Origin of the sequence: Amycolatopsis sp. MEPSY49 (genome assembly GCF_051337345.1) — a bacterium.
GTDB lineage: Bacteria > Actinomycetota > Actinomycetes > Mycobacteriales > Pseudonocardiaceae > Amycolatopsis.
Map to the genome: position 1 here is coordinate 216,762 of NZ_JBDLYJ010000009.1, position 12,951 is coordinate 229,712.

The following is a 12,951-nucleotide window of genomic DNA, read 5'->3' on the forward strand; positions in this document are numbered from 1 at the left end:
GACATGACGATCCCGCGCTTCCACCTCGCCATGCCCGTCGACGACCTGACCGCCGCCCGCCGCTTCTACGGCGACGTCCTGGGCCTCGACCAGGGCCGCAGCGCCGACACCTGGGTCGACTGGAACCTGCACGGCCACCAGTTCGTGACGCACCTGGCGCCGAAGGGGCCGGAGCGGATCCACAACCCGGTCGACGGCCACGACGTGCCGGTCCCCCACTTCGGGCTGATCCTGACGATCCCCGAGTTCCAGGCGCTCGCCGAGCGGCTGCGCGCCGCCGGGACCGAGTTCGTGATCGAGCCCTACGTCCGCTTCGAGGGGCAGCCCGGCGAGCAGTGGACGATGTTCCTGCTCGACCCCGCCGGGAACGCCCTGGAGTTCAAGGCCTTCGCCGACGACTCACAGGTCTTCGCGGTCTGAGTCCGAGGCGCGCAGCGAGCCCGGGTGCGCCTTCGCCCCGGGGTCGCGCCGGGTCTTGACCAGGCTGGCGACGGTCACGACGGCCAGCACCCCGATGATCACCGCGAGGCTCACCGGCGTGGCGATCTCGGGGACGCGCGCGTCGATGTCGACGTGCGCCCAGTGCAGGATCAGCTTCACCCCGATGAACGCGAGGATCACCGCGAGCCCAGCGGACAGGTAGACGAGCCGGTCGAGCAGGCCCTTCACCAGGAAGTACAGGGCACGCAGGCCGAGCAGCGCGAAGGCGTTCGCGGCGAAGACGATGTATGGCTCCTCGGTGACACCGAAGACCGCCGGGATCGAGTCGAGGGCGAAGAGCAGGTCGACGCCGCCGATCGCGACGAGGACCACGACCAGCGGCGTCACCACCCGGCGGCCGCCCTCGCGGGTGAGCAGCCGGCCGCCGTCGTAGGCGTCGGAGACCGGCAGGACCCGGCGGGCCGTCCGGACCACGACGTTGGACTCGATGTCGGGATCGGCGTCGCGGTGCCGGAACAGCTGGACGCCGGTGTAGATCAGCAGCAGCCCGAAGAGCAGGAACATCACCGAGAACAGCGAGAGGAGCGTCGCGCCGAGCGCGATGAAGATCGCCCGCATGACCAGCGCGAGCACGATCCCGAAGGTGAGCACCTTGTGCTGGTGCTCCTCCGGGACGGCGAACGTCGTCATGATGATCACGAAGACGAACAGGTTGTCGACCGACAGGCTCTTTTCGACGATGTAGCCGGCGAAGTACTCGGCGCCGAATTCGCCGCCGTGGGCCAGCGTCAGCCAGACGCCGAACGCCACCGCGACCAGGATGTAGCCCACCGACCAGGCGACGGCCTCGCCGAACCGGACCCGGTGCGGCCGGACCGCGGCGAGCACGAGGTCGATCGCGAGCAGCGCCACGATGACGCCGATGGTGACCAGCCAGGTGCCGACGCCCATCCGTTCCCCCGCTCCCGTGTGTGCCGCGAGCGTAAGGGCGGGACGGCGCTCGCGCACCAGGAGTCCACTGTGGACGCGCGGCGGGGGAAGCCGTACCGTACACTGCCGTACCTCTTACTTTGAGTGTCGCCTGGTCACGGAGAGTGCCGATGTGGACAGCCGCCGACGAGCCGCCGGACGCCGTGCTGCTCGCGGCCTTCCGCGCGGGTGACCTCGACGCCGGCGCCGCCCTCTTCCGCCGGCACGCCGAGCCGCTGCGCCGGACCGCGGCGGCGTGGGCGAAGCAGCCCGCCGAACGCGACGACCTGGTGGCCGAGACGTTCGCCCGGGTGCTGGCCGTGGTGCGCGCGGGCGGCGGACCGGACGGCGACCTGCGGCCGTACCTCGTGGTGACGCTGCGGAACCTGGTGTGCCGCTGGGGCAGGCAGGGCAGCCGGGTCGAGCTGTGCGAGAACGTCCCCGAGACGAGCTCGAGCGGCGCCGACGAGCTGGCCCTGCACCGGTCGAACGAAAAGCTCGTGTGGTCGGCGTACTGCACGCTGCCGGGCCGGTGGCGGACGGTGCTCTGGCGGACCGAGGCCGAGGGCGACACGCCGACGGAGGCGGTCCCGTTGCTGGGCCTGTCGCCGAACAGCGTGTCGGCGTTGGCGAAGCGGGCGCGCGAGGGGCTGCGGCAGGCGTACCTGCAGGTCCAGGTGCCCGACGCGGAGGAGCCGGTGTGCCGCGAGCCCCGCCGCCGGATGGGCGCGTGGGTCCGGGGCGCGCTGTCCCCACTCCGGGCGAGCGTGGTCACGGACCACATCGCCGGCTGCGGCGCGTGCCGGACGGTGGCGCGCGGGCTGGACGAGGCGAACCGGGAGCTGCCGGGCTCGGCCGCCCGCCTCACCGGCTGACCACCTCCGGACGTAGTGAATGACTCATTCCTGTCGCCTGGTGACAGGAATGAGTCATTCACGTCGTCCGCACCACCGTTGCGCGAAGGTTGCCCCGACCCCGCTCCCCCGGGTTACCGTGAAGCAGGCCCAGGAGGTGGCGGTGGACGACGAAGTCTGCGCGGTCCGGCCCGGCACCGACGTCGCCGGGCACGCCCGGCTGCTCGCCGGCATCCACGACGCCGTCCTCGCCGGGCGCGCGCCCGCGAAAGCGCCGCGCCGGCTCGTCGAACGGTCCTGGCGCCGCGTCGCCGCGCAGGGGGTCGATCCCGACCGGCCGCCCGCGCCCGAGCCCGTCGGGACCGCCGAGGTCGAACGGCGGCGGACGGTGTGCCGGCTGAACGAGGTCCTGCCCGAACTGCGCGGCGCGCTGACGTCGGTCGCCGAGGACGCGCACCACCTGATGGTCGTCACCGACGCCGACGGCGTCGTCCTCTGGCGCGAAGGGGCCCGCCGGGTGCGCCACCGCGCCGACTCGCTCGGCTTCACCGAGGGCGCCATCTGGTCGGAGCCCGCCATCGGCAGCAACGCGATCGGCACCGCGCTGGCCGAAGCCGCGCCGGTGCAGATGTTCGCCGCCGAGCACTTCGTGCGCTCGCACCACACCTGGACCTGCACCGCCTCCCCCGTGCACGACCCGCGGACCGGCGAGCTGCTCGGGATCGTCGACGTCAGCGGCCCGGCCGAGACCGTCCACCCGATGACCGTCGCCCTGGTCGGGACGTCGGTGCGGCTGGCCGAGGCGGTCCTGCACCAGCGGCACGAGGCCCGGCTCGAAGCGCTGCGCCGGCTGTCCGGCCACCTGCTGGGCACGACCGGGCTGGTCGTCGACGACCACGGCTGGGTCGCGGCGCAGCACGGCGTCCACGGGATCGACCGCGTCGCCGCGCCCCGCCACGGCGTCCCGGTCGCGGTCCGCGGCCTCGGCGCGTGCGAGCCCGAACCGGTGCCCGGGGGCTGGCTCCTGCGGCCGAGCCGGCGCGAAACCCTGAGGCTCACGCTCGAACTCGGCCCGCCGCGCGCGATCGTCGAAGGTTCCGCGCGGTGGACGCACCCGCTCGGCAGGCGCCAGGCGGACCTGCTGCGGCTGATCGCGACCGCGGGACCGGCCGGAGTGTCGGCCGCGCAGCTGTCGGAGACGCTTTACGGCGACCGCACGCACCTGGTGACCGTGCGCGCCGAGCTGTCGCGGCTGCGCAAGCTGATCGGCGGCCTGCTGCTCGCGCGCCCCTACCGGTTCGCGCCGGGCGTCGAAGTCGTGCTGATGCAACCTTAGGGCAACCCTTACGCGGACCCGGGCCGGCGGGGTTGGCTGCGCTGAACGCGCCGCCGACGACGACGGTGCCCGAGACGGGGAGGTCCGCTCATGACCCAGACCCTCGAACCGGCCGCGGCCCTCGATGCCCGGCAGCGCGTCGACGGCTGGCTCGCCGACTTCGAGGCCGCGCTCGCGGCCCGGGACGCCGACCGCGCGGCCGCCCTCTTCGCCACGACGTCGTTCTGGCGCGACCTGATCGCGTTCACCTGGAACCTCAAGACGGTCGAAAACCGGGACGGTGTCAAGGATCTGCTGCTGGCCACCATGGACAGCACCGACGCGACCGGCTTCCACGCGACCGAGGAGCCGACCGAGGCCGGCGGGATCGTCGAGGCGTGGATCGGGTTCGACACGGCGGTCGGCCGGGGCCGCGGTCACCTGCGGCTCAACGACGAAGGCGCGTTCACGTTCCTGACGACGTTGTACGAGCTGAAGGGCCACGAGGAGCCGCTCGGCACCGCGCGGCCGAAGGGCGCGGAGCACGGCATCAACCGCGAGCGCGTCACCTGGGCCGAGGCGCGGCAGGCGGAAGCCGCGGAGCTGGGCACGACGCGCCAGCCGTACGTCGTCGTCATCGGCGGCGGGCAGGGCGGGATCGCGCTGGGCGCGCGGCTGCGCCAGCTCGGCGTGCCGCACGTGGTCGTCGACCGGTACGCGCGGCCGGGCGACCAGTGGCGCGGCCGGTACAAGTCGCTGTGCCTGCACGACCCGGTCTGGTACGACCACCTGCCGTACCTGGACTTCCCGCGCAACTGGCCGGTCTTCGCGCCGAAGGACAAGATCGCCGACTGGCTCGAGATGTACACGAAGGTCATGGAGGTCAACTACTGGTCGTCGACGACCTGCAAGAGCGCCTCCTACGACGAAGAGGCGAAGGAGTGGACCGTCGTCCTCGACCGCGACGGCGAGGAGGTCGTGCTCAAGCCGAAGCAGCTGGTGCTCGCGACCGGCATGTCGGGCAAGCCGAACATCCCGGTGCTGCCGGGGCAGGACCGCTTCCGCGGCGAGCAGCACCACAGCTCGCAGCACCCCGGCCCGGACGCCTACCGCGGCAAGAAGGCCGTCGTCGTCGGGTCGAACAACTCGGCGTTCGACATCTGCGGCGCGCTGTGGGAGGCCGGCGCCGACGTCACGATGGTCCAGCGCAGTTCGACGCACATCGTGAAGTCGGATTCGCTGATGGACCTCGGCCTCGGCGACCTCTATTCGGAGCGCGCGCTGGCCGCCGGCATGACGACGCAGAAGGCGGACCTGACGTTCGCCTCGCTCCCGTACCGGATCATGCACACGTTCCAGCAGCCGGTGTACGCGGCGATCAAGGAGCGCGACCAGGAGTTCTACGACCGCCTCGAAGCCGCGGGCTTCCGCCACGACTGGGGCGACGACGACTCCGGCCTGTTCATGAAGTACCTGCGCCGCGGCTCGGGCTACTACATCGACGTGGGCGCGGCGGATCTCGTGGCCAACGGCGATGTCAAGCTGGCGCACGGCCAGGTCGTCGAGCTGACCGAGACGTCCGTGAAGCTCGACGACGGCACCGAGCTGGAAGCCGACCTGGTCGTCTACGCGACGGGCTACGGCTCGATGAACGGCTGGGCGGCCGACCTGATCAGCCAGGAGGTCGCGGACAAGGTCGGCAAGGTGTGGGGCCTGGGCTCGGACACGACCAAGGACCCGGGGCCGTGGGAAGGCGAGCAGCGGAACATGTGGAAGCCCACGCAGCAGGAAGGGCTGTGGTTCCACGGCGGTAACCTGCACCAGTCCCGGCACTACTCGCTTTACCTGGCCCTGCAGCTGAAAGCCCGTGCCGAAGGCATCCCGACGCCGGTCTACGGGCTGCAGGAGGTGCACCACCTCTCCTAGCCCGAGAGCGCGCGCACGGGATCGCCGAACAGCAGGGCGGTTCCGTGCGCGCGCTTGAAGTACAGGTGGGCGTCGTGCTCCCAGGTGATCGCGATGCCGCCGTGGAGCTGGATCATCTCCGCCGCCGCGTGGGAAAACGCTTCGCCGCACACGACTTTCGCCGTCGTGACGGCTTCGGGGTCACCGTCCACAATGGCCGCGTACAGCGCCGAACGCGCGGCTTCGACGTGGACGTGCACGTCGGCCATCCGGTGCTTCAGCGCCTGGAACGAGCCGATCGGGCGGCCGAACTGGCGGCGTTGCTTCGTGTACTCCACCGTCAGTTCGAGGGCTCGGGCCGCCGCGCCGACCTGCTCGGCCGCCACCGCGATCACCGCCGTGTCGCGCAGCTTCCCCCGCTGCCGGCCGAACCCGTCGGTGTCGAGGCGCCGGGCCGGCGTCGACGCGAAGTCCACCACGGCCAGCCGGCGGGTCGGGTCGAGCGTGGTGACGCGCTCGCGGCGGACGCCCTCGACGGGCACCTCGAACAGGCCGGCGCCGTCCGCCGTCCGGGCCACGGCCAGGAGGACGTCCGCGAGGTCGCCGTCGAGGACGTAGTGGGCGCGGCCGTCGAGTCCGGTGTCCGACGCCGTCAGCCCGGGCGACCAGTTCTCGTCCGACCAGGCCAACGCGGCGAGGGTGGTGCCCGCGGCGATGCCCGGCAGCAGCCGTTCGCAGGCTTCGTCGTTTCCCGTGCGCAGCAACGCTTCCCCGCACAGCACGGCGGAACCCAGCATCGGAGCGGGGGTCAGCGTCCGGCCGAGTTCGGCCATGACCACGCAGACTTCGGCCAGGCCGGCGCCCGCGCCGCCGTAGTGTTCGGGGATCGCCAGGGCGGCGACACCGATCTGTTCGCACAGCGTCGACCAGAGCTTGTCGTCGTAGCCGAGCGGGGACGCCATCGCCGCCCGCACCGCCTCCGGCCCCGACCGGCGGGTCAGCAGGGCCCGGACGGCGTCTCGCAGAGCCTGGGCCTCCTCGGTCTCCAGCGGGTCGGTCATAGCAGCACCCGCGTCCGGTGGAACGACCCGGTCCCCCACGCGCCGGCGAGGGCCCGCACCTTCGTCAGCCGCAGGCCGAGGTCGTGTTCGGCGGTGTAGCCGATGGCGCCGTGGACCTGCAGGGCCGTCCGCGCGGCGAGGTACGCGGCGTCGCCCGCCATGACCTTCGCCGCCGAGACGTCGCGGGCGAAGGTCTCTCGGGCGACGGCCGCGCCGTGGAGCAGCGGGCGGGCCAGTTCGAGCCGGGTCGCGACGTCGGCGAGCAGGTGCTTGATCGCCTGGTACTCGCCGATGGCCCGGCCGTACTGGCTGCGTTGCTTCGCGTACGCCACGGAGGTGTCGAGGAGCCATTGGCCGGCGCCGAGCAGCTGGGCGGACACGGCCAGCACGCCCAGGTCGAACGCGGCGGTCTCGGCTGCCGCGGTGGCGGGGACCCGGAACAGCCGCCGGGCCGGGTCGACCGAGCGGACGAGTTCGGGCTCCGCTGCCAGCTCGGCACCGGTGAGGTCCAGCACCACTCCCGCGACGTCGGCGTCCAGTGCCAGGGGGACTTCCGGCGGCGCGGCGACGGTGACCAGGAGGTCACCTTCGGCAAGAGCACCGAGCCGGTCGCCGGTCAGCAACGCCGGGGCGACCGCCGCCGACTCGACGAGCGGGCCCGGGACGGCGTGGTAGCCGAGCGCTTCGAACGCGACGACCAGGTCGACCGGGCCGGCGCCGAGCCCGCCGTCGTCCTCGGGCACGAGCAGCCCGAACACGCCGACGTCGGCGAGCGCGCGCCAGAGCTTGAGGCCGCGGTCGTGCTCCCCCGCCGCCCAGGCCCGGGTGGTCGCCGCGGTGTCCGCCCCGCCCAGCAGTTCGTGCAGCGTCGTGGCGAACTGCCGGTGCTCCGGCGAGAGCTGGAACCTCATCGGCGGGCCTCCCTCGGCAGCTTCAGCAGCCGTTCGGCGATCGTGTTCCGCTGGATCTGGTCGGTGCCGCCGTAGATCGGCCCGGCGAGGGAGAACAGGTAGCCGTTCACCCACGCCTCGTCCGTCTCCGCGGCCGGACCGAGCACATCCAAAGCCGTCTCGTGCAGCTCGACGTCCAGGTGCGACCAGAACAGCTTGTTCACACTGGACTCCGGGCCCAGCTCGCCGCCCTCGGCCAGGCGGCTCACCGTGCCGAACGTGTAGAGCTGGTAGGCACGGGCCCCGATCCACGCGTCCGCCACCCGGTCCTTTGTGGACTCCGCAGCGCCGTGGGACCGCCAAAGGTCGACGAGACGGCCGGCCGCGGCGAGGAACCGGCCCGGGCTGCGCAGGGACAGGCCACGCTCGTTGTTCGCCGTCGTCATCGCGACCCGCCAGCCCTGCCCGACCTCGCCGATCACGTCCTCGTCCGGCACGAACACCTCGTCGAAGAAGATCTCCGCGAACCCGGGTTCGCCGTCCAGCTGCGGGATCGGCCGGACCGTGACGCCGTCCGCGCGCAGGTCGGCCATGAAGTACGTCAGCCCGTGGTGGCGCTGGGCGGCAGGATCGGTGCGGAACAGCCCGAACGCGCGGTCCGCGAAGGCCGCCCGCGAACTCCACGTCTTCTGCCCCGACAACAGCCAGCCGCCGTCGGCGCGCACCGCCGTGCTGCGCACCGCGGCGATGTCGCTGCCCGCCTCGGGTTCCGACCACGCCTGCGCCCACACCTGCTCGCCGGTCGCCATCGCCGGCAGGATGCGGTCGCGCTGCTCTTGCGTGCCGTGGGCGAACAACGTCGGCCCGAGCATGAAGATCCCGTTCTGGCTCACCCGCCCGGGCGCCCCCGACGCGTAGTACTCCTCTTCGAACAACAGCCACTGCAGCATCGAGGCGTCCCGGCCGTGGTACTCGCGCGGCCACGACACGACCGACCACCGCGCCTCGGCCAGCTCGGCCTCCCACTCGCGGTGCGCCACGAAGCCTTCGGCGGTGTCCATCGACGGCAGCGTCCGCACGTGTTCGGAAAGCCACGAACGGGCCTCGTCGCGGAAGGCCGCGGACGCCTCGTCGATGTCGAGGTCCATCACGCCCCCTTGTTCGCGTCACGCATCGAGCGCGCGGACTGCCCGCCGAGCGAGTCTTCCGACGTCTCCGCGTTGTGCGCGTGCGCGAGATGGTGGAGCCCGAACACGGAGTCCATTCCGGACCGCAGGCCCATCAGGTCCTCGGCCTGGTTGACGGCCTTCTTCGCCAGCGCCAGCCCGAACTGCGGCATCCCGCTGATCTTCTCCGCCAGTTCGAGGGTGTGCTGCTCCAGCTCGGCGCGCGGCACGATCCGGGTCACCATCCCCCATTCCTTGGCCTGCTGCACGGTGAACCGTTCACCGGTGAACAGCACTTCCTTGGCCGCGCGCGGTCCGAGCACCCACGGGTGCGCGAAGTACTCGACACCCGGGATCCCCATCCGCACCACCGGATCGGCGAAGAACGCGTCGTCCGCGGCGACGATCAGGTCGCACACCCAGGCGAGCATGAGTCCCCCGGCGATGCACGCCCCCTGGATGCTCGCGATCATCGGCTTCGGGATCTCCCGCCACCGGCGGCACATCCCGAGGTAGACCTCGGACTCGCGGGCGAACCGCTGGTCACCACCGGCCCGGTCGGTGTGGTCCCACCACATCACCGCGCGGCGGTCGAAGGACTGGTCCGCGTCCCGGCCCGGGCTGCCGATGTCGTGCCCGGCGGAGAAGTGCTTGCCTTCTCCCGCCAGCACGATCACCTTCACCTCGGGATCGTCGACGGCCTCGGTGAAGGCGTCGTCGAGCGCGTAGGTCATGGCCGAGTTCTGGGCGTTGCGGTAGTCCGGCCGGTTCATCGTGACCACCGCGACCGGCCCGCGCCGCTCGGCGCGGACCACCGGTTCACTCATGCGTTCTCCTCGGTCAGCAGCCGCTTCAGCACCTTGCCGGAAGCGTTGCGGGGCAGCTCGTCCAGGAACGCGACGAACCGCGGGGTCTTGTAGTTGGCGAGCCGCTCGCGGCAGAACGCCAGGACGTCCCGCTCGGTCAGGCCGGTGCCGACGACGTAGGCCTTGCCGACCTCGCCGAGCCGCTCGTCCGGGACGCCGACGACGGCGACGTCCCGGACGCCGGCCAGCTCGGTCAGGGCGTGCTCGACCTCGGCCGGGTAGACGTTGAACCCGCCGCAGATGTACATGTCCTTGAGCCGGCCGGTGAGCGTGAGGTTCCCGTCGGCGTCCAGCTCGCCGACGTCGCCGGTGTGCAGCCACCCCTGCTCGTCGACGGCCTTCGCGGTGGCGTCGGCGTCGTCGAGGTAGCCGAGCATCACGTTCGGCCCGCGGAGCACGACCTCGCCGGGCGAGCCCTGGATCGCGACCTCGAAGTCCGCCGTCGCGCGGCCGGACGTGCGCGCGACCAGCTCGGCGTCGTCGCCAGGGCGGCACATCGTCACCACGACGGCTTCGGTGAGGCCGTAGGCGGTCAGGACGATGTCGAAGCCCAGGTCGGACCGCATCCGCCGGACGAGCGACGCCGGCACGTCGGCCGCGCCGGTCACCGCCAGCCGCAACGACGAGACGTCGCCGCGCTCGGGTTCGTTCAGCAGCGACTGGAAGATCGTCGGCGCTCCTGGCAGCACCGAGATGCGTTCGCGTTCGATCAGGTTCAGGGCGGCACGCACGTCGAACGCCGCCTGCGGCACGATCGTCGCGCCGGTCAGCAGCCCGACCACGATCCCGGCCTTGTAGCCGAAGCTGTGGAAGAACGGGTTGATCACCAGGTACCGGTCGTCGGCGGTGACCCGGCCGCACTCCGCCCAAGCGGCGGCGACGCCGACCACCTGCCGGTGCGCCGACAGCACGCCCTTCGAGCGGCCGGTCGTGCCCGAGGTGAACAGGATGTCGCTTACGTCGTCGGGCTGGACGGCGTCGGCGCGACCTTCGACCTCGGCGAGCGGCACCTGCTCCGCGAGGTCCAGGAATTCGTCCCAGCCGAGGGTGCCCGGTACCGGCTGGTGCGGCTGTTCCAGGGGCACCCGGACGACCGTGGCGAGGTCCGGCAGGTCGGCGCCGGTCGCCACGATGGCGGCGTGGCGGTCCGCGCCGAGGAAGTCCGCGGCCACGACCAGGGCTTTCGCCCGGCTGCGGACGAGCAGGTCCACGGTCTCGGCGGCGGTGAACCGGGTGTTGACCGGCACCAGGGACGCGCCCGCGTAGAGCGCGCCCAGCGCCGTGAGCACCCAGTGGTGGGTGTTCGGGAGGGTGACGGCGACGCGGTCACTGGGCTGGACGCCGCGGGCCGCGAAGGCGCGGGCGACCGATTGAACACGTTCCAGAAGCGCGTCGAAGCCGAGCCGGACGTCCCCGTCGACCAGTGCCTCCGCCGCGCCGAACTTCGCGGCGGCATCGCGGACGACGGCCGGGATCGTGGTCTGTCCCACCACACCCTCCTCTGGACCGGCAAACTAGAACGTGTTCTCATTACCCTAGGTGCCGGACCGGCCCGGCAGCAAGGAGGCGTGCGTGGAACCGACGCGATTCCGCCGCGAGGTCGCGGGCTGGCTCGCGGACAACCTGACCGGCGAGTTCGCGCGGCTGCGGGGCCTCGGCGGGCCGGGACGCGAGCACGAGGCCTTCGACCTGCGGCTGGCCTGGGAACGCCACCTCGCCGCCGCGGGCTGGACGTGCGTCGGCTGGCCGGCCGAGTTCGGCGGCCGCGGCCTGTCGCTCGACGAACAGGTCGCGTTCCACGAGGAGTACGCGGCCTCGGGTGCGCCCGCCCGCGTCAACCACATCGGCGAGCAGCTGCTCGGCCCGACGCTCATCGCCTTCGGCACGCCCGGGCAGCGACAACGGTTCCTGCCCAAGATCGTCGGCGTCGAAGAACTCTGGTGCCAGGGCTACTCCGAACCCGGCGCCGGCTCCGACCTGGCCGCCGTCTCGACGTCCGCGGTCCGGCGCGACGGCGAATGGGTCGTCAACGGCCAGAAGATCTGGACGTCGCTGGCGCACGTGGCCGACTGGTGCTTCGTCGTGGCCCGCACCGAACCCGGGTCGCGGCGCCACCACGGGCTGTCCTACCTGCTGGTGCCGCTGCGCCAGGACGGCGTGACCGTGCGGCCGATCCAGCAGCTGACCGGCACGTCGGAGTTCAACGAAGTCTTCTTCGACGACGCCCGCACACCCGCCGACCTGGTCGTCGGCGAACCGGGCGAAGGCTGGAAGATCGCCATGGCCACCCTGGGCTTCGAACGCGGCGTCTCGACGCTGGGCCAGCAGATCGGGTTCCGCCGCGAGCTCGACGACATCACCGCCGAGGCGAAGCGGCTCGGCACCTACGACGACCCGCTGCTGCGCACCGACCTCGCCCGTGCCCGCCTCGGCCTGCGCGTCCTGCGCGCCCACGCCCTGCGGACGCTCGGCCGTCCCGCCGGACCGGAGGTCGCCGTCGGGAAGCTCCTGTGGGCCCAGTGGCACCGCGGGCTCGGCGAACTCGCGATGCGGGCCCGAGGCGCGCGGTCCCTGGTCGCTTCCGGTGGTGAATTGGACGACGCCCAGCGGCTCTACCTGTTCACCCGCGCCGACACCATCTACGGCGGGTCGGACGAAATCGAGCGGAACATCATCGCCGAGCGCGTGCTCGGCCTGCCGAGGGAGGCCCGCCCGTGATCCCGCAGTACCCACCCGGCCACGACCTGTTGTCCGGCAAGGTCGTCGTGGTCACCGCCGCGGCCGGCACCGGCATCGGCTCGGCCGTCGCGAAGCGGTGTCTCGAAGAGGGCGCGAGCGTCGTCATCAGCGACTGGCACGAACGGCGCTTGAAGGAGAAGGCCGCCGAACTGGGCGAGGTGCACGCGCTCCCCTGCGACGTCACCCAGGAGGACCAGGTCCAGGCCCTGATCGAGGGCGCGGTCGACCACTTCGGCCGGGTCGACGTGATGATCAACAACGCCGGGCTGGGCGGCACGAAGTCGGTGCTGGACATGACCGACGACGAGTGGTCCCGCGTTCTCGACATCACGCTCACCGGCACGTTCCGCTGCACCCGCGCGGCCCTGAAGCAGTTCGTCGCCCAAGGCGGCGGCGGGGCGATCGTCAACAACGCGTCGGTGATCGGCTGGCGTGCCCAGGCAGGCCAGGCCCACTACGCCGCCGCGAAAGCCGGGGTCATGGCGCTGACCCGGTGTTCGGCCCTCGACGCCGCCGAGCACGGCGTCCGGATCAACGCCGTCGCGCCGAGCCTGGCCATGCACCCGTTCCTCGCCAAGGTGACCAGCGACGAACTCCTCGACGACCTCACGAAACGCGAGGCGTTCGGCCGCGCGGCCGAACCGTGGGAAGTCGCCAACGTCATGGTCTTCCTCGCCAGCGACTACGCGAGCTACCTCACCGGCGAAGTCGTCTCCGTCTCCAGCCAGCACCCCTAGGAGCCCGT

Annotated in this window: 12 protein-coding genes; 6 read left to right on the forward strand and 6 right to left on the reverse strand. The window is 72.1% G+C overall.

Annotation, left to right across the window (positions count from 1 at the left end):
• The first annotated feature begins 3 nt into the window (after positions 1-3).
• The gene (locus ABFJ78_RS34185; RefSeq protein WP_436391112.1) at positions 4-420 is read left to right on the forward strand and encodes a VOC family protein; all 417 of its coding nucleotides are present in this window, start codon (positions 4-6) and stop codon (positions 418-420) included.
• Here the strand turns inward: ABFJ78_RS34185 and ABFJ78_RS34190 are convergent.
• The gene (locus ABFJ78_RS34190) at positions 400-1,392 is read right to left on the reverse strand and encodes a TerC family protein (protein WP_436391113.1); all 993 of its coding nucleotides are present in this window, start codon (positions 1,390-1,392) and stop codon (positions 400-402) included. The genes ABFJ78_RS34185 and ABFJ78_RS34190 overlap by 21 nt on opposite strands.
• Positions 1,393-1,541: 149 nt before the next feature.
• Here ABFJ78_RS34190 and ABFJ78_RS34195 point away from each other — a divergent pair, with 149 nt between their 5' ends.
• From ABFJ78_RS34195 to ABFJ78_RS34205, 3 genes are all read left to right on the forward strand, one after another.
• Positions 1,542-2,285, forward strand: coding sequence for a zf-HC2 domain-containing protein (locus ABFJ78_RS34195; protein ID WP_436391115.1), 744 nt, complete (start codon positions 1,542-1,544; stop codon positions 2,283-2,285).
• A gap of 142 nt (positions 2,286-2,427) precedes the next feature.
• Complete coding sequence (locus tag ABFJ78_RS34200; protein ID WP_436391117.1) at positions 2,428-3,600, forward strand: GAF domain-containing protein; 1,173 nt, start codon at positions 2,428-2,430, stop codon at positions 3,598-3,600.
• A 90-nt stretch (positions 3,601-3,690) separates the two neighbouring features.
• Complete coding sequence (locus ABFJ78_RS34205) at positions 3,691-5,505, forward strand: flavin-containing monooxygenase (protein ID WP_436391119.1); 1,815 nt, start codon at positions 3,691-3,693, stop codon at positions 5,503-5,505.
• On the opposite strand, the gene ABFJ78_RS34210 is transcribed toward ABFJ78_RS34205, so the two are convergent.
• Genes ABFJ78_RS34210 through ABFJ78_RS34230 form a run of 5 tightly spaced genes read right to left on the reverse strand, consistent with a single transcriptional unit; the run spans position 5,502 to position 10,957 of the window.
• Entirely contained in the window at positions 5,502-6,545 is a 1,044-nt protein-coding gene (locus ABFJ78_RS34210) for an acyl-CoA dehydrogenase family protein (protein WP_436391120.1), read from the reverse strand. The genes ABFJ78_RS34205 and ABFJ78_RS34210 overlap by 4 nt on opposite strands.
• On the reverse strand, positions 6,542-7,456 hold the full coding sequence (locus tag ABFJ78_RS34215; protein ID WP_436391121.1) for an acyl-CoA dehydrogenase family protein: 915 nt from the start codon (positions 7,454-7,456) through the stop codon (positions 6,542-6,544). Before ABFJ78_RS34215 ends, ABFJ78_RS34210 begins: the two co-directional genes overlap by 4 nt.
• The gene (locus ABFJ78_RS34220) at positions 7,453-8,583 is read right to left on the reverse strand and encodes an acyl-CoA dehydrogenase family protein (protein WP_436391123.1); all 1,131 of its coding nucleotides are present in this window, start codon (positions 8,581-8,583) and stop codon (positions 7,453-7,455) included. The genes ABFJ78_RS34215 and ABFJ78_RS34220 overlap by 4 nt, the downstream gene beginning before the upstream one ends.
• A complete protein-coding gene (locus ABFJ78_RS34225) occupies positions 8,583-9,428 on the reverse strand; it encodes an enoyl-CoA hydratase (protein ID WP_436391124.1) in 846 nt (281 codons plus the stop codon). Before ABFJ78_RS34225 ends, ABFJ78_RS34220 begins: the two co-directional genes overlap by 1 nt.
• A complete protein-coding gene (locus tag ABFJ78_RS34230) occupies positions 9,425-10,957 on the reverse strand; it encodes a FadD3 family acyl-CoA ligase (RefSeq protein ID WP_436391126.1) in 1,533 nt (510 codons plus the stop codon). The genes ABFJ78_RS34225 and ABFJ78_RS34230 overlap by 4 nt, the downstream gene beginning before the upstream one ends.
• 82 nt (positions 10,958-11,039) lie before the next feature.
• Between ABFJ78_RS34230 and ABFJ78_RS34235 the strand changes: the two genes are divergently transcribed.
• The gene (locus tag ABFJ78_RS34235; protein WP_436391128.1) at positions 11,040-12,185 is read left to right on the forward strand and encodes an acyl-CoA dehydrogenase family protein; all 1,146 of its coding nucleotides are present in this window, start codon (positions 11,040-11,042) and stop codon (positions 12,183-12,185) included.
• Positions 12,182-12,943, forward strand: a complete 762-nt coding sequence (locus tag ABFJ78_RS34240; RefSeq protein ID WP_436391130.1) for an SDR family oxidoreductase — start codon at positions 12,182-12,184, stop codon at positions 12,941-12,943. Before ABFJ78_RS34235 ends, ABFJ78_RS34240 begins: the two co-directional genes overlap by 4 nt.
• Positions 12,944-12,951: the final 8 nt, after the last annotated feature.